The following is a 22,108-nucleotide window of genomic DNA, read 5'->3' on the forward strand; positions in this document are numbered from 1 at the left end:
GACACATCTGCCGCTGACCCATTTAAAGAACAATAGAGCCTTACTGGTTGCATCAGCAGGGCTCTATTGCTTTCCAAGAAAGTGTACTAGCGACGTGTCGGACGCCCGCGAGGTGAGCGTTTTTTAAATTCAGATGCTGCTTTCGCTTGTGAGTTGAGAATAGAGTCAATGGTTAGCGGCATTGGCTCTTTAGGTTCAAGACCATGAGGGAAAGTGCGAGCTCTTGGTGGCAAATTGTATTCGTCTTCGCTCGCACGAGGCATGCGTTTAAAGCGATAAAGGTAAAAGTTTTCTAACTTTTCTCTCGCCCAGTCGGTTTTCTTTAAATACTTCACACTACTTGCAATCGAAGGTTTGGTATTAAAGCAATTAAAACGCATGGCTGTATCTAGAATGTCCCAGCCATAAAAATCCACCAACTCTTGCAACATAGTCTCTAGCTTTAACCCGTGCAAAGGGTTGTTTTGTTGCAGTTCGATTCTCTCTTCGTCAGTCATCATTTTAGGGACCTTGCTCATCAAAGGGCGGAGTTTAACAAAGTATAGAGTACAGAGATATCTATAGTTAGGCCGCGATGGCTTGAATAGAAAGGCTGGCCCACAAGCGAGCTAGGTCAACTGCTCCAGCTTATTCATTTGCTCCTACTACGTCGGTTGGCTGAGAACACATCTCAGCCGCGCGTCTAGCTTGCTCAAGCATATGTCGAAAATCTTCAATCTTTTGCTAAACGCGTTTTTTATCATGTGAAAAAACAAGGGAGAAAGACCATGCAAAAACGACTCAACTACATTGACATAGCACCAAAGGCAATCAACATTTTGTATGCTCAGGAAGCTTACTTCCACGAGCAATTTCACCAGTCAGACACCATGAACATGACGATATGGGAACTGGTTAAACTGCGTGTTTCGCAAATCAATCAGTGTGCATTTTGTATCGATATGCACAGTAAAGATGCCCTTAAGCTGGGCGAAAAACCTGAACGTATATGGGGACTCAGTGCATGGAAAGACATGCCGCTCTATAGCGATGCAGAACGGGTTGCACTGAGCTGGGCTGAACTGCTGACGGCGGGTATGCCAGTAGATGATGATGCCTATGAGCTTACCTTGAATACCTTTGGAGAAACAGCTATGGTCAATCTGACAATTGCTGTCAATGCCATCAACAGTTGGAACAGAATAGTGAAGGCATTTAAGCCGCAGGTCGGAGTGTATCAGCCAAAGTAATTCCACTCCGGCTGTTTTGAACCGTACGCCACTGCTTGCACCTCAACTTAAAACGATGGAAGTGAATCTATACAACTAACTTTCTTATTTAAGTTGAGGTTAAGAAGGATAATCCGTTTGAATTTAGAATTTGAGATTTTCAAACCACAAGGAATGTTAGCTGGTTATGTTCAGGCAATCTGGTCGGTTTCCGTAAAGCCTGATACAGCACAAACCGTGCGTAAGCAACTACTTAGCGACGCTGGCACAGGCGTGGTGTTCATTTTGCAAAATGAAGTGCAGACGGACGACAAGTGGCAGGTTCCGGGTGTTCTGCTACTGCCAGTCAGCACTATTGCACATCAGGTTAGTCTTACTCCGGGCGCAGTGATGGCCGGTGTACGCTTTCATCCAGCTGTTGGATATCAGTTGTTTGGTCAACGCTTAGAACAGCCGTTGCGGATTGAAAATGACCACTCTCTGGCTTCTTCGACGCTTCCAACATTTGCATATCTGCAAGCAACGCGTTCGCCGTCGGCAAGAATTTCTGCGTTATATCGCTGGATACAAACTCTGATCGCAGAATGCGAGCCTCAGGAAGTCGGCCATATTATTGACGAACCACTAGGGACGATCAGTCAGCGGCAGAGAGAACGTAATTTTCAAAAATGGTTAGGGATTACGCCCAAACACTACCAACGTATTAAACGAGTGAAACAGACTTTAGAACAGCTTCGAGCGCAACCAGATGTTGCTTTGTCGGATCTGGCGCTGGATCAGGGCTTTGCCGATCAAGCGCACATGACGAGAGAATGTAAGCAGATTGCGCGAATGACTCCAAAACAGTTTGTACGAAAGAGAAACCTCTAGCAGCCATTAGCCTTGAGAATAAGCCAACAACTATATATGCCAAAACCCATCGGATAAGTTCTTTTGGTCAAGATTTCATTAACTTCGTGGAGTAGTCATTTGCACTGACTGACAAATGGGTCACAAACGTTTTAGGGTGATTACACTAAGGCGCTACTATCCCAAATCGGGCACGCAGCAAGCATTTGAACAAAATCAATTCAGCCATAAGAGGCTGAGTTTGAATCTTGAAAATCTGAATCAGGAAAATCTCTTTCGAAACTCTCGTGGAGTTAATCCAACGATATTGATAAAGACCTTTCGACATGCACTGATATCCTCGTAACCGACTTGGTTAGCTATCCATTCAAATGAACGTTTTGTACTTTCCAGGTAGTCACATGCATTCTGTACTCTGAGACGCTGTAAATACTGATTTGGGTTGTAACCTGTGGCCTTTAGGAATCGCCTTTGCATAGTACGTTCAGTAAGGTTTGCCAGCTTTGCTAATTGCTGTATCGACAACTGTTCCGTATAACTCTGATGCATTATTTGTTGAACAGAAACTATCACCAAATCACCATGAGCGAACGATGGTTTGAACTGTTGATAATAGCTCTGTTCTCTCTGCGCGGTGTCGACAACAAGTGTTTTACCAAGTTGGCGTACAACCCTAGGAGACGCATATTTAGAGACCAGCTCAAACCCGAGATCCAGCCACGACATCATCCCGCCTGCCGTAATTATGTCACCGTGATCGACCAATATCTTATTGCTGTTAAGAGGAATCTCCGTAAACATTCGGGTAAATGTTTCTGCTAGCGCCCAATGAGTTGTCACTTCTCTTTTACCAAGTAAGTTAGTTGCGGCCAAAATAAATCCCCCCGCGCAAGCAGATGATAGAACTGCACCTTGGGAATACTGCTTTCTAAGCCATTCAATAAGTTTGGCTTCAGGGACTAAGTAATAATCATCTATTGAAGCTGGCGGTAGCAAAACAACTGTAAAACTATCCTCTATAAGCTCATCATGCGGAATAATGACTGGTTCAAATAAAACCTCAATCCCTTGTTCCCTACAAACTCGGTTCGCAAGTAAAAACATTTCTTCAAGACCATAAACCGCAGACTTCAACGCTGAAGGATACTCACAAATTCCAACGGATATTTTTGTCATAACTGCCTCCGAACTTGTCGTTTTTAGCCTTTTTTATGTCATTTTAGCCTCTAAAAAGAGTACAGCAAATTGCTCATAATTTTCTTGAACCAAAAGTTAAAGAAACAGGAGATCAAAAATGAACAAAACTGCATTACTTGTAATTGACATACAAAATGATTACTTCCCAGGAGGTAAGTTTCCATTATGGAAGACAGATAAAATACTGATAAATATTAAAGAATTAATTGCTAAAGCTAACCAAAAGCATGTTCCCGTCTTTCTTATCCAACACTTATCTTCCGCCCCTAAAGGAATGGCACCTTTCTTTGAAAAAGGTAGTGAAGGAGCGAATATCCACCCAGAAATAATGGCGATGTGCCCTAATGCAGAAGTCATACAGAAACAGCATGCAGATAGCTTTTATCAAACTCATTTGGAGAAATTACTGGAAAAGTTTGATATTGAAGACTTACTGATATGCGGGATGATGACACAAAATTGCGTTACGCATACCGCTATATCAAAGAAAGCAGAAAAATATAAAGTTTCAATTATTGAAGATTGTTGCACAACGACAGATGCGATGATTCATAAAATGGCTTTGAATGCCGCATCACCTCGCGTACATCTAGTAACGTTTTCCGAGGCGTTATAGAAATTGTCATAAGAAAATATATGAAACCTCACTGGTATCATTTTCTAGTGAGGTTTCGCTTTAATGAACAATGGGGCAATTTCGTGACAGCCAAGATCTTGCTGGTACATTGATGGAGATAAACATCCTACTGTGTTTTCTGTGTGATTAAGCATTAGGGAAAGTCTCAAACGATGGAATGTCTGAAAGGTCTTTAGACCAACTTGCACAACTGCCTACAAATATTTTTGCTGTCGGCAATATGGACGGTGCCTCATCTAAACTACCAGCGGGAACGACGACACTTTTTATGCTGTCCGCTACCATAGGTAATGCTGAACCGCAGTGTCGGCAGAAACTTTTGGCGTGTCTGCTGTTGGGATGAAGATACGTTTTCACATCGTTTTCTCCCTGCGTCCAAACCAACTTAGCTGAAGGCGCGAACAAGTTTGCAGCATGTGCGGATCCTGTATCTTTTTGGCAGCGTGAACAATGACAGAGGAAAAACGACTGAAACTCTCCGATGAGTTCAAATTTCACCGCCGAACATAAGCATGAACCTTTGTACGTTTTTGTCTTCGCTTCAGTCATATAACCTCCTGATAGTTCTCAATAACTGGTTACACTAAACACTTGGCATAACTGTCTCTGTCTATATCAACGATCTCTACCGTCAAAGATGCCTCAGAAAGAGATAAAGACTTTAACTGCTCTAACACAGAATGCGACAGCTTCATCTTACTCTCTTCATTTCTCCCAGAGAGAATACGTATTGTCACGTGAATAAAATCTTCACGCTTTGAACCCGTTTGATAATACTCATACGCAATACTGCGGACTTTAATATCACTGCCATCGGGAGCAAAAAGATTCGATGCCATCGCACCAGCAAATACTCTTTGATTCAGTTCGTCGTTTGGAATAGTTGGAGCATGTTCAATAATACAATGAGGCAAATTATGTTCCTTTTTAATAATGTTGCTCGTAGCTATGCGTCGATGGCTAGTTAATTCATTTCAGTTCAGTTCGATCTTTCACAAAGTTTAGGATGTTTTCAAAAGCGAGACGGAAGTAGAGCTCACAGCTATTTTTCTCGACATATCCTAAATGCGGAGTTGCGGTGACATTAGGTAGAGTCAACAGAGGTTCATTGTCAGGAAGTGCAGGCTCGATATTAAACACATCGACCGCAGCTCGCTTGGTCGGAACGGCTAGTAACTCGTTATACAAAGCCGAATCTACTACCAATTCGGCACGGCTGATATTCACAAACAACGAATCAGGCTTCATCCGTTTAAGATCGTCTTCGGTAACACAAAATCGGGTGACATCATTAAGTCGTAAGTGAAGAGAAACGATATCCGAATCAGCGAAGAGTGCTTGTTTCGTTTCTGCCGCTTCGAAGCCATGCTCAATGGCAAGTAGGCGCGACTTTTCGCTTCCCCATACCAGTACAGACATTTCAAACGCCTTGGCATACTGCGCGATGCGTTGCCCAATATTGCCATACCCCCAGATACCCAGTTTTAAGCCATTTAAAGTTCGACCTAAACCCAGACCGTCTGAACTTTGCCACACGTTATTGTGCAAGTTGCGTGTATAGGTCGGTATGTGCCTTGATGCTGCCATTATGAGCGCCCAGCAAAGCTCAGAGGGTGCGATAGGAGAACCTCTCCCTTCTAAGACTTCAACTCCGAACTTGGTGCACGTATTCGGGTCGATATGATTGCTGACCTTTCCCGTCTGGCTAATCAGCTTCAAATTGGGTAGCTGACTGAGCAGAGACTCTGTGATTACGGTGCGTTCACGAATAAGAACAATCGCCTCGACATCGATCAACTTCGCGGCAAGATCCGACTCTGAATACGTCTGCGTAAAAACCGTCACTTCGTGATGAGCGAGCAACGTAAAGCAATTCAGAGCTTTAACCACATTTTGGTAATCATCCAGTATGGCTATTTTCACTACTCTTTCCTTATTATTTATTCAGACGAGATACTTAGCCCATATCCAAGATCGGTGGTGACTCCCCCCTGATAAGCTTAAGGATAGATCACCTTAAAACGCTCCAAGACCAGAAGCATGTCTTCAGTTGGCTCAATGCCTAACTCTTCACATTCCAATGAGAAGAAATGCCAGTGAGCTTCACGCCACCAAGCCAAAGTTTTATCCCCTTCACCTTCTGCTGCTGCGAATTCTTGAGTAACATCTTTATATCGACATTTTTCAACTGAAATTATTTCAACAATACATTTGGGCTCACCTTCCCAGTCTGTCACCACCAGAAGATGTCCTGTTTCAGGCTTGGTTTCGCCTTTGTGGCTATACCAATAATCCATACTGCACGATGCGGTCTTCTCTCCCTTTAAAATCAAATCTGCACAGACATTCGCGTTGTACTCATCCGCACAAAAATAATCACAACTAAAAGAGGTATATTGCTGTGCTATTTCGACAGGCAAAGAGTTTAGGTACTGCTCCAGAAACAACTGGCTTCTGCTTTCCATAATTCACTGTACTCAACTAAAAAGAGGGTGAAATAACTAAGATTAATTCTTAATCGATGTTTTTAATCATTAGGAAGTTCTTGAGTTTTTGACCGCGCACTTCCATCAGTTGCTCTTTCGCAACGGAAAATCCCATACGTTCGTAAAATGGGCGAGCGGTAATACTGACGTGAGAATAGAAGCGTTTGATATCTTTCTGTTTTCCCACATTAAAGACATGATTCATCAGAGCCTTGCCAACCCCTCTGCCCTGAAACTCATGATGGCAGAAAAAATGGTCAATTAATCCATCCAGTTGCAAGTCTGTATAACCCACGATGACACCATCTATCGTCGCAATAAACGGGTTCAAAGCATCCACACGCTTCTGCCACACTTGTAGGTCTAAATTATCTGGAGCCCATGCTTCAATTTGCGCCTGAGAATAGTCACGGACGTTAATGTTTCGGATCGTGTAGTGATGGATAGCCCAAAGCGTCGGAGCATCTTCTTCTCTGTAGTCTCGAATGGTAATCACACATTTCTCCATAGTGTTAGTTTGTGTGAGACAAATGCGTCACAGGGTCAATATGAGTCATTCTTTACGCTGTTTTGGCGGGGGTATATTGCATCAAGTACTCGAAATCCGTTTCCCCTACTCGCTCAAATCCAAGTCTCGAATAGAGTCGCTGCGCCGGATTCGTTTTAATGACACTTAGACCAACCGTTGAGCCTGATGAGTCGGCTTTATTGATCAGCGTTGAAATAAGACGATGTGCAATCCCTTTGCCTTGGTAATCGGGATGAAGTTGGATCTGAACCAGATACCTCTCGTTGATTTCTGGGTTGAATTGGGCTTTAAACAAGCCAGCAGGAGCATCATTGATAACGATAATTTCAGCTTGGTCAAAGGCGTAATGAACTCTTTCAAGATAAGCTTCTCTGCCGGCAGGCATACCAACTTCTCTTAAGTACTGGCCCATAGTGGTTTCACGTAGCTCGAGCAGGAATTCGACATCCGTTTCAACTGCTTTTCTCAATGAAAATTCCATTATTCTTCCTCATCGACGTTTTTATAAAGGTACTAGCAACCCATTCCTATTATTTAACATACTAATAACACGACAAAAATTTTATACAAGCACAAATTTCAGGCATAAAAAAAGGAGAGCTAATGCTCTCCTTTTTCAAAACTTGACTGCTAATTAAAGAGCAGCTTTCGCTTTTTCAACTAAAACAGTAAATGCTGCTTTGTCGAATACTGCGATGTCCGCAAGGATCTTACGATCGATCTCGATAGATGCTTTCTTAAGACCGTTGATGAAACGGCTGTAAGATAGACCATTTTGACGAGATGCCGCATTGATACGTGCAATCCATAGTTGACGGAATTGACGTTTCTTAGTACGACGGTCACGGTATGCGTATTGACCAGCTTTTGTAACAGCTTGGAAAGCTACGCGGTAAACACGTGAACGTGCTCCGTAGTAACCTTTAGCTTGTTTTAGAACTTTCTTATGACGTGCACGAGCTTGTACACCACGTTTTACGCGAGGCATTATGCTTCTCCTAAACTAAACGATAAATAAACTAAAAAGAATTAAGCGTATGGCAACATACGTAGTACTGCAGCCACTTCACATTTAGGAAGGATTGCATTTGGACGTAGTTGACGCTTGTTCTTAGTAGTACGCTTAGTCAGAATGTGACGTTTAGTCGCGTGCTTGTATTTAATACCACCAGCAGTTTTCTTGAAACGCTTAGCAGCACCTTTGTTGTTTTTCATCTTAGGCATGATGAATAACTCCGCATTGTAGTAGTTTAATAAACAACGTAATTAGGGCGAATAAAACCCAGCCATGTGCCTTTACTTGAAAGGGACGTGGCTAAGTTCATTACTTGTAAGCCGTTAATTACTTCTTCTTAGGGGCAAGCACCATGATCATTTGGCGACCTTCAATTCTCGTTGGGAAAGATTCAACCACAGCAATTTCTGCAGTGTCTTCTTTCAAACGATTTAGAACGTCAACACCGATCTCTTGGTGAGCCATTTCTCGGCCACGGAAGCGAATTGTTACCTTCACTTTGTTGCCTTCTTCAAGGAAACCGGTCAGGTTGCGTAGTTTTACCTGATAGTCTCCGATATCAGTCCCAGGACGGAATTTTACTTCCTTAATCTGGATCTGTTTTTGCTTCTTCTTCTGCTCTTTCGCAGCTTTACTCTTCTCGAAGAGGAACTTGCCATAGTCCATCACACGACAAACTGGTGGCTCGGCGTTAGGGCTGATCTCTACGAGATCCATACCAGCTTCTTCGGCAGCAGCTAGTGCTTCTTGGATTGACACAACGCCAACTGATTCACCATCAGCGCCTGTTAAACGAACTTCACGAACGCCACGAATTTCACCGTTTAAACGGTGCTGGTTCTGCTTGGCCGGAACTTGGCCACGTCTTCCGCCTTTAATAGTTTATTCCTCCAGATTAAGCTTACGGCTTTCAACTTCGGCGTGGATGTATGAAATAAAGTCATCCAACTTAAATTTGCCTAGGTCTTTGCCCTTACGAGTACGTACTGCAATTTCGCCAGCTTCCATTTCCTGGTCGCCACAAACAAGCATATACGGTACACGCTTCAAAGTATGTTCGCGGATTTTAAAGCCTATCTTCTCATTTCTCAAGTCCGCTTTTGCTCTAATGCCACTTTTTTGTAGCTTTTGTGCTACTTCTTGAGCGTAATCAGCTTGTTTGTCAGTAATATTCATGACAACAGCCTGTTCTGGCGCCAACCAAGTTGGGAAGAAACCAGCATACTCTTCAATCAGAATACCGATGAAGCGCTCAAGAGAGCCTAAAATAGCGCGGTGAATCATTACTGGTACTAAACGCTCATTATTTTCACCTACATATGTCGCACCAAGGCGAGAAGGTAGGTTGAAATCAAGCTGAACAGTACCACACTGCCACGCGCGATCTAGACAGTCGTGTAGCGTGAACTCAATTTTCGGACCGTAGAATGCGCCTTCACCTTCTTGAATCTCATAAGCAATGCCCATAGCTTCAAGTGAGAGTTTTAGTGCTTCTTCAGAGCGATCCCAGATTTCATCGCTACCTACACGCTGTTCAGGACGTGTAGAAAGTTTTACTGCAATGTTATCGAAGCCAAAAGTGGTGTATGTGTCATATACCATCTTAATGCACGATGTTACTTCTTGCTGAATTTGGTCTTCAGTACAGAAGATGTGAGCATCATCCTGAGTGAAGCCACGAACACGCATGATACCGTGTAGAGAACCTGATGGTTCGTTACGGTGACATGAACCGAACTCAGCCATACGTAATGGCAAATCACGGTATGATTTCAAACCTTGGTTAAAGATTTGAACGTGACCAGGACAGTTCATTGGTTTAATAGCGTATTCACGGTTCTCAGAAGACGTTGTGAACATTGCATCTGCATATTTGTCCCAGTGACCAGAACGTTCCCATAGAACGCGATCCATCATGAGTGGACCTTTCACTTCTTGATAGCCGTATTCAGTCAGTTTATGACGAATGAATACTTCTAAATCACGGAATACTGACCAACCATTGTGGTGCCAGAACACCATACCCGGTGCTTCTTGCTGCATGTGGAACAGGTCAAGCTGCTTACCCAATTTACGGTGGTCACGCTTCGCTGCTTCTTCAAGGCGAGTTAGGTGAGCCTTAAGTGCTTTCTTATCGTGGAAAGCAGTACCGTAGATACGTTGTAGCATCTTGTTGTCGCTGTTACCGCGCCAGTATGCACCTGCAACGTTCAACAGTTTGAAGTGTTGGCAGAAGCCCATGTGCGGTACGTGTGGACCACGACACATGTCGATGTATTCTTCATGGTGATAAAGACCTGGACGATCATCGCGAGATACGTTCTCATCTAAGATTTCCATCTTGTATGGTTCTTGACGAGATTCAAATGTATCGCGAGCTTCCTGCCAGCTAACGTTCTTTTTCACAACTTGATATTTGGTTTTCGCCAAATCTTGCATGCGAGCTTCGATCTTCTCTAAATCTTCTTGAGATAGAGGTTGTTCTACATCGATATCGTAGTAGAAGCCGCTGTCGATCGTAGGACCAATCGCCATTTTTGCTTCTGGGTATAGCTGCTTAAGAGCATGACCAAGCAAGTGAGCACAAGAGTGACGAACAATTTCTAAGCCATCAACTTCGTCTTTAACCGTGATGATTTCAAGACTTGCATCGTTTTCGATCAAATCACAAGCATCAACACGAACGCCATCAACGCGACCTGCAATCGTTGCTTTAGCAAGACCAGGACCGATAGATAGAGCGACATCCATTGTAGAAATTGGGTTATCAAATTGACGTTGGCTACCGTCAGGAAGAGTAATAATAGGCATGAATTGTCCTTACAGTGGTGTTGCACACCAAGCAACACTTGTTTAAATATTGTGCTTAAAAATCAGAATGATAGAAAACAAGCACTCGATAAATTTTTTCTTACTGTATTAACTCAAAGCGCAAATACGGATGCACTATCGTTAACACGAGCTGAGCATTCTAACGGATATGGGTGAAATCTCAAGCAATCATTGCGTTCAAGCCTGATTAGACTGTGTTTTTTAACTCAATCCAAAAAAAGAAACCCATGGCGTTCACCATGGGTTTACTCAATCAAGCTTTAGCAGCAGTCAATTAAGCTTCTTGGCTACGACGGCTGTGGCCACGTTCACCACGGAAGTTTCCACGGTTGTCGCCACCACGGTTGCGGTCAAAACGACGCTCACCGCCTTCACGACTACCACCTTCGCGGTTACCACGGAAACCACCACCTTCACGGCGAGGTGCGCCATCACGATTGCCACGGAAGCCATCGCGGTTACCACCTTCACGACGACCACGAGATTCGCGGAAATCATCGAAATCACACACTACAGCGCCCACTTCTTTTTGACGGATACGCAGTTTACGTAGTTTGCCAGTTACTTCAGAAGACATAGTCTTAGGAAGCTGAACAAATGTATGACCTTGAGCCAGTTTAATCGCACCGATAGAACCTTTAGTTAGGCCTAATTCGTTTGCAAGAGCACCAACGATGTCTTTAACTTGTACGCCTTGGTCACGACCAACCTGAAGTTGGTAAGTTTCCCAATCAGCTTTGTCACGGCTACCGAATTCACGACGACCACCTTCGCTACGCTCACCGCGCTCACTGCGATCATCACGACGGTCACGACGACGTTGCTTATCACGCTCTACTGCTGCGATCATTGGATCTTCACCAGTGTAGAACAGTGGACGCTTACCTTGTTGACGTTTCAACAAGATTGCACATAGTGTTGCCGCGTCGATTTCAAGAGAAGTTTGTAGCTTTTCAACTAGCTCAGAAAACTTATCCAGTACCGCGCTTTCTTTCTCTGCTTCTAGTTCTGTAGCAAGTAGAGATAGACGAGCTTCAGCTACTTTGTCACGGTGTGGAAGTTGAATTTCTTCCATTGATGAACGAGTAACGCGCTCAATAGTGCGAAGCATACGAAGTTGGTTAGTACGTACTAACAGGATTGCTTTACCTTTACGGCCAGCACGACCTGTACGACCGATACGGTGAATGTACGACTCAACATCGAATGGAATATCGTAGTTAAATACGTGAGTGATTCGTGGCACATCAAGACCACGTGCAACCACGTCAGTAGCAACAAGGATGTCAATTACACCTTGTTTGATATGGTCTACAGTACGCTCACGTAGAGACTGAGGGATATCACCGTGCAGTGCAGCTGCCTTGAAGCCACGAGAGCTTAACCAGTCTGCAAGACGCTCAGTATCTTGACGAGTACGAACGAACACGATTGAAGCATCAGTTTCTTCAGTTTCTAGAAGACGAGCCATTGCTTCGTCTTTTTCTACGCCTTTCACAACCCAGAATTGTTGTTCTACTTTTGCAACAGTTTGGTTTGAACCAGCAACGTCTACACGAGCAGGATCACGTAGGAAGCGGTCAACAATGGTTTTAACCATTGGAGGCATAGTTGCAGAGAACAGTACGCGTTGCGCTGACTCAGGAGCTTGCTCCATGATCCAGGTAACGTCGTCAACGAAGCCCATCTTCAACATTTCGTCAGCTTCATCAAGAACGAAAGTATGACATTCGTCTAGGTGTAGGCGCTCACGAGTGATCAAATCTTTCACACGACCAGGAGTACCAACAACAACGTGAGCACCTGAACGTAGAGAACGCATTTGATCAACGATAGATGCACCACCGTAGATCTCTAGAACTTTAAGGCCAGTGATATTTTGACCTAAGTTTTTAATTTCAGCAGCAACCTGAATCGCCAGCTCACGAGTCGGAGCCATGATGATTGCTTGAGGTTTATGCTGAGATAAATCGATTTTGTTTAATAGCGGTAACGAGAATGCAGCAGTTTTACCTGTACCCGTTTGCGCTTTACCTAGTGCGTCACGACCTTCCAAAAGGAAAGGAATAGCAGCAGCTTGGATTGGAGTTGGAGAAACGAAGCCCATTGAGTTAAGGGCAGAAAGAACAGCACTATTAAGTGCTAAGTCACTGAATTGAATCACAGTTTCAGACATGGGGATCCCACTAAAATAATAAATAACCAAGGTCCCATGTGCTCCACCATTTCCAACCAATCCTGCGATTGTCTGATTCCGTTCAGATACGGATAAGTTTTGTAACGCATCAAGCCACTAGGGACATATAAGGGAGGCGGATTATTCCTTAAAAGCATAAAAAAAGCCAGAAAAAATTGAAATTCATCACAATTTATTCTCTTAAAGGATAAAAAATCATCAAAACCCGATTCCAACCCTCTTATTCGTAAGCAATTTGCACCTACAAACGCACAAATAGCATTCATCAAATTGCCTGAGAAAGGTCTTCGCTGGGTAGTAATAATTGCCTGTAATGATTATAGTGTGCGCAATTCACTAAGCTAGAAATAGAAGACATGTTCCAAGATAACCCGTTACTTGCTCAACTAAAGCAACAAATTCAAGAAAACCTGCCAAAGAAAGAAGGGGTAATTAAAGCCACCGATAAAGGTTTTGGATTCTTAGAAGTCGATAGTAAAAACAGTTTCTTTATTCCGCCACCATACATGAAAAAATGTATGCACGGAGACAAAGTGATTGCCATTATCCGCACCGAAAAAGAGCGGGAAGTTGCAGAACCACAAGAACTTGTTGAACAATCTCTGACACGCTTTATTGGCCGAGTGAAGTTATTCAAAGGCAAACTCAACGTTGCACCTGATCATCCACAACTGAAAAAACTGCCGCTAAAAGCAAAAGTTAAGAAAGGTTTGAATCCGGAACACTTCCAAGAAGGTGATTGGGTTGTTGCACATCTCGTTAGCCATCCTTTAAAAGGCGAAGACAACTTCCTCGCAGAAATCTCAGAAAAAATTACAGATTCTGACGATAAAATCGCACCTTGGTGGGTCACATTGGCAGAGAATGATCTGCCTAACAGTGAACCTGCAGGTATCGAGAACTGGCAACTTAAAGACGATGCTGAACTTGAGCGTTGTGACTTAACCCATATCCCGTTTGTGACCATCGATGGCGCATCAACCAAAGATATGGACGATGCGCTACACGCGAGAAAACTGGATAACGGTAACTTTGAGCTAACGATTGCGATTGCCGACCCTACCGCCTACATCACTCCAGATGATGAGATGGATAAAGTGGCACGTGAGCGTGGTTTCACTATTTACCTGCCAGGTCGCAACATTCCAATGTTGCCACGAGATTTAGCTGACGATTTATGCTCTCTGATTGAGAATCAAGTGCGCCCTGCCCTTTGCTGTACTGTAACAGTCAGCGAAGATGGCGTTATTGCTGACGACATTCGTTTCTTTGCTGCGAACATCCAGTCTCATGCTCGCCTCGTTTACGATCACGTATCCGACTGGTTGGAAAACGGCTCATCACAAGATTGGCAACCAACAGATGTTATCGCCGACGTTGTGCGAACTCTGTATGAGTTCTCTCAAGCACGCGCAAACTGGCGTGAAAATAATGCGGTAGTATTTCCAGATCGCCCAGATTACCGTTTCGAACTGAGCGAAGACAACGACGTTATAGCTATTCATGCTGATATGCGCCGCACAGCAAACCGCCTTGTTGAAGAAGCCATGATTACTGCCAACATCTGTGCAGGTAAAATTCTTCAGTCGACCTTTAATACCGGCGTATTTAACACCCACGCAGGCTTTAAAGCCGATAAAATGGCGGATGTGGTTGAACTGATGACATCGAACGGTGCTCAGTGTGATGCGGAGAGCTTAGCAACACTTGAAGGTTTTGCTGCACTGCGTCGTTGGTTGTGCGATCAGGAAACATCGTACTTGGATAATCGTATCCGCAAATGTCAGAGCTACAGTGAAATTGGTAACCAGCCACTTCCTCACTATGCTATGGGCTTAGACGTATACGCGACTTGGACTTCACCAATTCGTAAGTACGGCGACATGATTAACCACCGTATGTTAAAGGCTCATATCTTAAACAAAGAGCCTGTACAGCAGCCGGATGAAACTGTGGGTGAAGAACTTGCACTGCACCGCAAACATCACAAGATTGCTGAACGCAACGTTGCTGATTGGCTGTACGCAAGAACACTAGCAGAAGAGCCAAGTAAGCAAACCCTGTTTAACGCTGAGATCTTTGACATTAACCGCGCAGGTGCTCGCGTTCGTTTACTTGAAAACGGTGCTGCAGCGTTTATTCCCGCTTCATTGATCCTTGCAAACAAAGAACGTTTAGAATGCAACGCCGAACAAGGCATTATCACTATCGATAAAGAAGTGGTATACCGTCTTGGTGATGCGCTTGAAGTGGTATTGGCAGAAGTCAGTCAGGAAAACCGCAGTATTGTAGCTAAACCGACTCAAGTATTTGCAGATGAACCGAAACAAGAAGCTGAAGCGCAAACTGAAAACACTCAACAGGCTGAAATAAGCCAGGAAGAGAAAACAGAATAATCAGTTTCGACAACGCATTCGTTTCAAACAGAAAAGGCATTCCATTGGAATGCCTTTTTCATTTATAAAATTTGCTCGACTCACGACCAGAAGTAGGATTTCGGATCTTTCTCAATTTCACGCATCACTGCCGTTAAATCAGAGCTTTTGGAGAGAAACGGGTAAGGAACCCACATTTCACTATTATCCTCGCGGGTTGGAATATAAAGTTCCCAGTGGCGTGCATCCGCATCCCAAACGATACGAGCAACCGGACTTGAATACTCACTATGTACAGAGTCCAGCTTGTAGTGCTGCTGTATGAATTGCACACCATTATCTATCGGTTCAAAACTCGACTTTCCTAAATCCACAGGAAGACTGCGATTGCGGCTATGGCACACAAGTTCTGCCCTGCGTTCAATTTGACGCTGTAACAAGTTTACGACCGTCATGACCTTGGATACCCCATTATCTTGTGACCGAATACAGCATTAAGAGCAAATCAATCCAAGTCTCTTAAAGTTAACTCAGTATAACTCAATAGAGTCTGTTTATCCTTTTGCGACTTTTTGCTGTGAAGAGAACATTTATAATGCGAACACAACTAAACTTCAAAAGATAAACAGACTCAACAACACACTAAAGCTATTCCCCCCACATTTCTATGCGTACTATCAAACACTTTCATAAAACTGTCATTTATTCGCAATATGATATTCCACAGTTCTGTCCTTATTTTTGCTTGGAGTTCCATTATGTTTCGAGTTGCGCTAGCCACTCTTTGCTCGCTTTTTTTAGTGACACCTTTCGCGCACGCTAGCGAAATCAACGTGTCTGGATCGACTTCTGTTGCACGCATCATGGATGTGATTGCAGAAGAATATAATGCTAGCCATAAAGACACCTATATTGCGGTTCAAGGAGTGGGTTCTACCGCTGGTATTACTTTGCTAAAGAAAGGTGTTGCTGACGTAGCAATGAGCTCTCGCTACTTGACGAACGATGAAGTAGAAGAGTCATTGCAGACATTCATCATCGCATTTGATGGTCTCGCGGTTGTCGTCAACCAGTCAAACCCAGTAGGTAACTTAACCAGAGAACAACTTTACGACATCTACAAGGGTAAAATCACTAACTGGAAACAAGTGGGTGGTCACGATCAAAAAATCGCAGTAGTAACACGCGAAGCATCTTCTGGTTCACGCTTTAGTTTCGAAAGTCTACTTGGGTTAACTAAAGTGATTAAAGACAGATTGGTTTCAGACATCAGTCCAAACAACCTAGTGGTCAATAGCAACAGTATGGTGAAAACACTGGTAAACCATAATTCACAAGCAATTGGTTTTATTTCAACAGGCTCGGTTGATCGCTCTATAAAAGCAATTAAATTTGAAGGTGTAGAAGCAACCGCAGAAAACATCGCTAACCATGAATACCAGTTATCTCGTCCATTCTTGCTACTTCACTACCCAGAGAAAGATAAGCAAGAAACTAAAGAACTGTTCAAATTTATTCAGTCAAACAAAGTGAAAAAACTGATTGAAGAGTATGGTTATATTCCGACAGCTAAATACAAATAAGCATGACAAAAAAGGAGAGCCGAAGCTCTCCTTTTTTATATCAATCAATACGTTAAAAGTGCAGTTGAATAACAGATGTTACGACACACCCCGGGCGGCGAACACCTTCAATTTCAACTTTTATTTCACGTTCAATTTCCAAACCTTTCTTAATTGGCGTCACTTTTGACAGTGTGCTTACCGCTCTTACACGGCTATCCACTTTAATTGGATAAGGGAAACGCACTGAGTTTAGGCCAATGTTCACCATCATTTTCGCGGTCGGAAATAACAACTTGTCTTCATCAACGCTATCGGTCAATTTAGGCAATAGTGCTAATGTAAGAAAACCGTGTGCGATCGTGGTTTTAAATGGTGACTCTGCTTCAGCTCTTTCAGGATCCGTATGAATCCACTGCATATCTTCCGTAATTGCGCCAAACTGGTTGATTCTGTTCTGATCAACCAATAACCAATCCCCTGTATGAATAACTTCACCTAACTTTGACTCAAGTTGGTTATATACCGCCTGAGCTTCTGGCTTTAATACGATAGGTTCAACAACAGGAACATCTTCATTTGCTGGCTGGTGAAAATCCTTCACCCATGAAAAAAGCTGGCGGCTATTGGTTTTATCCAATAACTCCCCCCAGTACTCACGCACTGTAGGAGGCATCAATTGTTTAAACTCATTATGCTTAACTAAGTTCTCAGCATGATGTTTAAAAATATCCGCAACTTTCATCAAAACCTCATTCTTAACTAAGAAGAAATACTAATTCGTTAATTTTGAAGCACTTCACAATAATCCGCAATAACTTTCGAGCGTACATGCGTATCCTGAATGGAGTATATTACTTAAAATACAACACGTTACCCAATAAAACATTATTTTATTAGGGTTTGTATCATTAGAACAATTACTCCAGTTAACAAAAATATCAGAAACTCAAATCCTTTATTTTTCAATCAGTAATATTACTTTAGATAACCGTACATATATTAACCAAGTATGATCGGAATTCTGTATAGCAGCTCACACATTACGTGCCTCTTCTAGAGAGTATGACTATCCACTCTGTAAAGCCCCCCTAAAACCATAAACTCCTGCTCCCCTTGCAGGCTGCAAGGCAGGAGGGAATCGAAGTAAACAATTTTGTAGAGAGGAACAGACACAGCAAACACTTTTGAACCGAAACGCAAGGCACTTTCAGGGTCCGTAGTGAACGAACTCAGGTTATTAAACAGTTTCACATTTTCGCCATTAATTCTGTACTCTGCCTGTTCGCGACAACCTCGGAACAAAGTTAAGTGTTCAGTTCCTAGATAACGTAAGCGCAGTTCTTGCTGGCAAAAGAAATACAACAGATCGAGCTGGGCATAGAGCTCATTGGTGTTATAAGTGGCGCGAGAACACACCTTCCTGAAATCTAAATACTCAGATGTATCAGGTCCATGTAATGAAACTTTATGAAAACAGGTGAGCAAGCCAAATCTGGACTCCACCCAACTTCGCCAAGCTGCTCCCTGTTCATTGTCAGAGTCAAACAGCCAGCCTAAAACTAGCCGGCGATAGTTGAGTTTTGGCCTTGGTGGAGGGTCTGTCTTTTCGTTCACACTTTCATCCACACATGAGAGATGAAAGTGTTGAGACATGAAGTTTATGAAGTTCTTGGCTCTTTGTTCATAATTACCAGCCTTTTGAAGCAACTCATGCAGTGCAGGGTACCAGAGATGTAAACCATCAATTTCCAACAAAATAGGATTTTGCTGATAGCCTAAACTCGCCAATAACTTAGACGGGACATTGCAATGGTTCAGAGGCAATGATATCTGTTCAAGAATATCCTCCTCTCCTGCGCTATAACCATATTGATTCGGTTTGAGCAGATGTAATTCAGTCATAAACCATCGCCACTAATAGATAAGACTCGAAGCAGCCTCTATATAACTGACACGACTGCTTCGAAGTCAGGCATATATTCATGAGAATTGAATACACGCCCATTTGCCTGCTATGAAACGTACTCCGCTCTTACTTGGAAGGAAGACATTAGAGTACGCAAGGCATTAGCCTGTACGGCTAATCCTTCGCTAGCCATTGCCGTTTCTTCAGTGCTTTCTAGCACCCTATCGCCGGAATCTTTAATTCCAATCAGATTCTGACTTATTTCATCCGCAGTAACAGCTTGTTCTTCACTCGCAGCAGCGACTTGAGTATTGGATTCAGCAAGTTCAGCCAAAGCCGTGGCAATATGATTCAGTTGATCCCTTGCTTGTTGAATACAGTCGGAAGTTTGATGCACTTTCTCATTACTTTGATTCATCGCATTGTGGGCGTGTTCTGAGCTCTTAACTAACATGTCGATCAAGTTGCCTATTTCATTCGTGGCTTGTTGACTGCGAGACGCAAGTGCTCGAACTTCATCAGCGACAACGGCAAACCCACGTCCTTGCTCCCCTGCTCGCGCAGATTCGATGGCGGCATTCAAAGCTAATAGGTTAGTCTGCTCCGATATTCCGTCTACGACTTTCACAAATTCTTGTATCTTTTGCGTGCTGTTTTTTAAATCAAGAATCATGTTCTGCGATTGGCTTGCTTGCTCCACCAGCATTACGGACAGCTCTTGTGTCATATCAATAGTTGAACAGCCTTCTTTCACATTAGTTTCAGCACGAGAAGTAGCAAATGCAGCACTGTCAGCGTTACTCGCCACCTCAGTGATGGTTGCGGCCATTTCAGTCATGGCCGAAGCGACTTGTTCGGTGTTTTCTTGCTGAACTTGCATTGCCTGCCGATTACTCTCTGCCACAGCAGATAGCTGTGTCACGGTAGCGGCAATTGCATCGGTTCGGCTCATTACTTCCCCAATCATTTTGCTTAATGAATTGGCCATCACATTCATACTCGACATCAGTTGACCAATTTCATCATTCGACTTCACTTCGATTACTTGATCAAAGTTACCTTGCGCCATACTCGCTGCAACATTTCGCGCCCGACTCATGGAACTGACAATTCTGCGACTAAATAATATGCCGACAGTTAAGCCAAAAATAATCGAAGCGACAGAAAGCGTTGCCATACCAATCAACGCTTCGTGTTCTTCTTCTTCCGTTATTAATACAGCGTTCTCTGTCGCATTTTCTAAACCGACTAAAAAATCGGCCAATTCTTTGTTGAGTAATTGTTGAGTCTGCTCAAATTGATGGACGGTAGAAGCCATTGCCGCATTGTCTTGTTTCTCTAACAATGCATCCAAAATAGAAAATAAGGTTTTCTCATAGCTTTTATGATGTTCTTCGAGCTGGGCCAAATCACTCGTTAATTGAGTAAGATGGTTTAACTGCTTGGGGGTAATGGCGTGGTTTTTTGCTTCCATAAGCAGTGACTTAGCACCGACGATTTCCTCGTCAAAATACAATGATGATTGCCTGACTTGGGAGATAAACTTAGCCATCGATTGCTGGTTTTCTCCCGAAGGGATCTCCGCTAAGCGAAAGGCTTTTTCTAACAACACTGCTCCTTCCAACTGTTTTATGGTGATATTACTTGCCAGCTTTACCAAAGGTAAATTTTCATGGGCAATACCATTTATCTCTTTGGCAACACGCTCCATCTTTATTACTGCATAAGAAGAAACAATTAAGGTCAAAGTAAGTAAAGTGACGATTAACCCGATCAGTTTTTTTGTAATTGTTAGGTTTCTAAGCCAACTCATAGACGCCTCTTCATTGTTAGCAAACAAATTAAGAATAGCTGATACAAAAATTTGCGATAAAAATTCTAACGATATGAGATCTAACCGACCTTTGGCGCATGGTTAATACGAGCGAATTTATTCTTAAGCATTCCTTAAGAAATCTTCTCCAAACTTAGTTTTGATCGTTAACCGAGATTCTCAAGGAGAGAACATGACTACTAACACAATGATCCGTTCTGGCTTACTCGCAACATTGATGGCAGTGTCTTCATTGGCAATGGCTTCTGACCCAGTATGTACCAAAGAACCTGAGTCCAAATGGATGTCGTTTGACCAAGCTAAACAACAAGTTCAAGACATGGGCTACAAGATTAAGAAGTTCAAAAAAACCAGTACTGGCTGTTACGAGCTATATGGATATAACGCTGAAGGCAAAAAAACTGAAATCTATTTCAACCCAGTGGATATGAGTAAAGTGAAAGAGGAACAAGATGACTAAACCTTACGTTTGGGACATTGTCGTTCGTCTCACACACTGGACGGTAGCCGCGATGTTTCTCGCCAACTACTTTGTCACAGAAGAAGGCAGTGAAACTCACGAATGGGTGGGATACATCGTTCTGGCAGCGATAGCAGTTCGGCTCTTATGGGGTTTTCTCACTCGCTCTCCTGCACGTTTATCTGCATTCAAACCTTCGGTGTCTCAAGCTGTAGCGCATTTACAACAGGTTTTACACACCAAGTCCGATGATCACCAAGGGCACAATCCTGCTGGCGCAGTGATGATATGGACAATGTGGATACTTCTCATCATTACAGGTTTATCTGGGTGGTCAACTCAACTGAATATGTTTTGGGGAGAGGAATGGGTGGAAGAAATTCACGAGCTATTTGCCAATCTCACCATGTTCGCTGTAGCGATTCATATTAGTGCGGTCATATTTATGACTCACTGGACGAAACGCGCCTACGTGAAAAGCATGTTATTTTCTCGACACTCTCGCTAACCAATTTATTTAGTTAGATATTTAAAGCAGCCTGCTAGTTAAACTGTCAGGCTGCTTTCTGTTTGTTTAGCATAGCTCACACCTATGATTGTAATTTAATTACACCACAACTAAGACAAATCCTAGATACGCCAAAAATGACTAAAAATAACCACAAACAATATTGATCTATATCATATTGAAGAGTAAAGTGTGACCAATATCTCGTTAACTTGACTATTTAAAAGGTGAGATCATGTTTGATAGCAAAAAAACGTTACTAAGCAACATTCGCGAACTAGGCGGCATCCTTGCACTATTCTCAGTATCATCACTGACCGTGCTACTGCTAAGCCAAACTTGGGTAAATTTTTAATTCTGAATTAATCCCAGCGACACAGAGAAAAATCGAGAGAACGAACCTTCGCTGATATACAAATGCAGGTTCTAATGGAGAGTTTTGATGGTTTGCTTGAGTTCAGATAACCCAAACAAGGTGTCATTTCACCGCTAGTGTTTCACGATGAGTGA

At 43.0% G+C, this 22,108-nt stretch carries 24 protein-coding genes; 7 read left to right on the plus strand and 17 right to left on the minus strand.

Annotation, left to right across the window (positions count from 1 at the left end):
• Positions 1-86: 86 nt before the first annotated feature.
• On the minus strand, positions 87-500 hold the full coding sequence (locus L3V23_RS08435; protein ID WP_180980255.1) for a VF530 family DNA-binding protein: 414 nt from the start codon (positions 498-500) through the stop codon (positions 87-89).
• A 267-nt stretch (positions 501-767) separates the two neighbouring features.
• Here L3V23_RS08435 and L3V23_RS08440 point away from each other — a divergent pair, with 267 nt between their 5' ends.
• A complete protein-coding gene (locus tag L3V23_RS08440) occupies positions 768-1,229 on the plus strand; it encodes a carboxymuconolactone decarboxylase family protein (RefSeq protein ID WP_042485784.1) in 462 nt (153 codons plus the stop codon).
• 117 nt (positions 1,230-1,346) lie between these two features.
• The gene (locus L3V23_RS08445) at positions 1,347-2,078 is read left to right on the plus strand and encodes a helix-turn-helix domain-containing protein (RefSeq protein WP_102965219.1); all 732 of its coding nucleotides are present in this window, start codon (positions 1,347-1,349) and stop codon (positions 2,076-2,078) included.
• Between the two features lie 240 nt (positions 2,079-2,318).
• On the opposite strand, the gene L3V23_RS08450 is transcribed toward L3V23_RS08445, so the two are convergent.
• Positions 2,319-3,233, minus strand: a complete 915-nt coding sequence (locus tag L3V23_RS08450) for a helix-turn-helix domain-containing protein (protein ID WP_102965218.1) — start codon at positions 3,231-3,233, stop codon at positions 2,319-2,321.
• 118 nt (positions 3,234-3,351) lie between these two features.
• On the opposite strand from L3V23_RS08450, the gene L3V23_RS08455 reads away from it, so the two are divergent.
• On the plus strand, positions 3,352-3,870 hold the full coding sequence (locus tag L3V23_RS08455) for a cysteine hydrolase family protein (protein ID WP_102965217.1): 519 nt from the start codon (positions 3,352-3,354) through the stop codon (positions 3,868-3,870).
• Between the two features lie 147 nt (positions 3,871-4,017).
• On the opposite strand, the gene L3V23_RS08460 is transcribed toward L3V23_RS08455, so the two are convergent.
• The 11 genes from L3V23_RS08460 to L3V23_RS08510 all read right to left on the minus strand — a co-directional run bounded on the left by L3V23_RS08460 (position 4,018) and on the right by L3V23_RS08510 (position 12,929).
• The gene (locus tag L3V23_RS08460; RefSeq protein WP_102954223.1) at positions 4,018-4,440 is read right to left on the minus strand and encodes a GFA family protein; all 423 of its coding nucleotides are present in this window, start codon (positions 4,438-4,440) and stop codon (positions 4,018-4,020) included.
• A gap of 29 nt (positions 4,441-4,469) precedes the next feature.
• Positions 4,470-4,805 carry a 5-carboxymethyl-2-hydroxymuconate isomerase gene (locus L3V23_RS08465; protein ID WP_102965216.1) on the minus strand — a complete coding sequence of 112 codons (336 nt, stop codon included), beginning with the start codon at positions 4,803-4,805 and terminating at the stop codon, positions 4,470-4,472.
• Between the two features lie 55 nt (positions 4,806-4,860).
• Positions 4,861-5,814 (minus strand): D-2-hydroxyacid dehydrogenase family protein, encoded by a 954-nt coding sequence (locus L3V23_RS08470; RefSeq protein ID WP_102965215.1) that lies wholly within the window; start codon positions 5,812-5,814, stop codon positions 4,861-4,863.
• Positions 5,815-5,891: 77 nt separating this feature from the next.
• Positions 5,892-6,356, minus strand: coding sequence for an ASCH domain-containing protein (locus L3V23_RS08475; protein ID WP_102965214.1), 465 nt, complete (start codon positions 6,354-6,356; stop codon positions 5,892-5,894).
• A gap of 49 nt (positions 6,357-6,405) precedes the next feature.
• Complete coding sequence (locus L3V23_RS08480; RefSeq protein WP_102965213.1) at positions 6,406-6,873, minus strand: GNAT family N-acetyltransferase; 468 nt, start codon at positions 6,871-6,873, stop codon at positions 6,406-6,408.
• Positions 6,874-6,937: 64 nt separating this feature from the next.
• Positions 6,938-7,387, minus strand: coding sequence for a GNAT family N-acetyltransferase (locus tag L3V23_RS08485; RefSeq protein ID WP_102965212.1), 450 nt, complete (start codon positions 7,385-7,387; stop codon positions 6,938-6,940).
• A gap of 153 nt (positions 7,388-7,540) precedes the next feature.
• Positions 7,541-7,894 carry a 50S ribosomal protein L20 gene (rplT, locus tag L3V23_RS08490; protein ID WP_042485688.1) on the minus strand — a complete coding sequence of 118 codons (354 nt, stop codon included), beginning with the start codon at positions 7,892-7,894 and terminating at the stop codon, positions 7,541-7,543.
• Between the two features lie 41 nt (positions 7,895-7,935).
• Positions 7,936-8,130 (minus strand): 50S ribosomal protein L35, encoded by a 195-nt coding sequence (gene rpmI / locus L3V23_RS08495; protein WP_042485685.1) that lies wholly within the window; start codon positions 8,128-8,130, stop codon positions 7,936-7,938.
• A 118-nt stretch (positions 8,131-8,248) separates the two neighbouring features.
• Entirely contained in the window at positions 8,249-8,800 is a 552-nt protein-coding gene (gene infC, locus L3V23_RS08500; protein WP_081878709.1) for a translation initiation factor IF-3, read from the minus strand.
• A gap of 3 nt (positions 8,801-8,803) precedes the next feature.
• The gene (gene thrS / locus L3V23_RS08505; protein WP_102962454.1) at positions 8,804-10,732 is read right to left on the minus strand and encodes a threonine--tRNA ligase; all 1,929 of its coding nucleotides are present in this window, start codon (positions 10,730-10,732) and stop codon (positions 8,804-8,806) included.
• A 295-nt stretch (positions 10,733-11,027) separates the two neighbouring features.
• Positions 11,028-12,929, minus strand: coding sequence for a DEAD/DEAH box helicase (locus tag L3V23_RS08510; protein WP_180980254.1), 1,902 nt, complete (start codon positions 12,927-12,929; stop codon positions 11,028-11,030).
• 377 nt (positions 12,930-13,306) lie between these two features.
• On the opposite strand from L3V23_RS08510, the gene rnb reads away from it, so the two are divergent.
• The gene (gene rnb, locus L3V23_RS08515; protein ID WP_102965210.1) at positions 13,307-15,346 is read left to right on the plus strand and encodes an exoribonuclease II; all 2,040 of its coding nucleotides are present in this window, start codon (positions 13,307-13,309) and stop codon (positions 15,344-15,346) included.
• A gap of 80 nt (positions 15,347-15,426) precedes the next feature.
• Here the strand turns inward: rnb and L3V23_RS08520 are convergent, their stop codons facing one another.
• On the minus strand, positions 15,427-15,780 hold the full coding sequence (locus tag L3V23_RS08520; RefSeq protein WP_042485671.1) for a DUF3024 domain-containing protein: 354 nt from the start codon (positions 15,778-15,780) through the stop codon (positions 15,427-15,429).
• 303 nt (positions 15,781-16,083) lie between these two features.
• Between L3V23_RS08520 and L3V23_RS08525 the strand changes: the two genes are divergently transcribed.
• Positions 16,084-16,908 carry a phosphate ABC transporter substrate-binding protein gene (locus tag L3V23_RS08525; RefSeq protein WP_081878708.1) on the plus strand — a complete coding sequence of 275 codons (825 nt, stop codon included), beginning with the start codon at positions 16,084-16,086 and terminating at the stop codon, positions 16,906-16,908.
• Between the two features lie 52 nt (positions 16,909-16,960).
• Here the strand turns inward: L3V23_RS08525 and L3V23_RS08530 are convergent, their stop codons facing one another.
• The 3 genes from L3V23_RS08530 to L3V23_RS08540 all read right to left on the minus strand — a co-directional run bounded on the left by L3V23_RS08530 (position 16,961) and on the right by L3V23_RS08540 (position 20,609).
• Complete coding sequence (locus L3V23_RS08530) at positions 16,961-17,632, minus strand: MaoC family dehydratase (RefSeq protein ID WP_042485663.1); 672 nt, start codon at positions 17,630-17,632, stop codon at positions 16,961-16,963.
• A gap of 311 nt (positions 17,633-17,943) precedes the next feature.
• Positions 17,944-18,792: an NAD(+)--dinitrogen-reductase ADP-D-ribosyltransferase gene (locus tag L3V23_RS08535; protein ID WP_102965209.1), complete on the minus strand. Its 849-nt coding sequence runs from the start codon at positions 18,790-18,792 to the stop codon at positions 17,944-17,946.
• Between the two features lie 110 nt (positions 18,793-18,902).
• A complete protein-coding gene (locus tag L3V23_RS08540; RefSeq protein ID WP_102965208.1) occupies positions 18,903-20,609 on the minus strand; it encodes a methyl-accepting chemotaxis protein in 1,707 nt (568 codons plus the stop codon).
• 193 nt (positions 20,610-20,802) lie between these two features.
• On the opposite strand from L3V23_RS08540, the gene L3V23_RS08545 reads away from it, so the two are divergent.
• Complete coding sequence (locus L3V23_RS08545; protein ID WP_042485659.1) at positions 20,803-21,090, plus strand: PepSY domain-containing protein; 288 nt, start codon at positions 20,803-20,805, stop codon at positions 21,088-21,090.
• Complete coding sequence (locus L3V23_RS08550) at positions 21,083-21,598, plus strand: cytochrome b/b6 domain-containing protein (RefSeq protein WP_102965207.1); 516 nt, start codon at positions 21,083-21,085, stop codon at positions 21,596-21,598. The genes L3V23_RS08545 and L3V23_RS08550 overlap by 8 nt, the downstream gene beginning before the upstream one ends.
• The last annotated feature ends 510 nt before the right edge of the window (positions 21,599-22,108 follow it).

Origin of the sequence: Vibrio sp. A1-b2 (genome assembly GCF_021726015.1) — a bacterium.
Classification (GTDB): Bacteria; Pseudomonadota; Gammaproteobacteria; order Enterobacterales; family Vibrionaceae; genus Vibrio; species Vibrio diazotrophicus.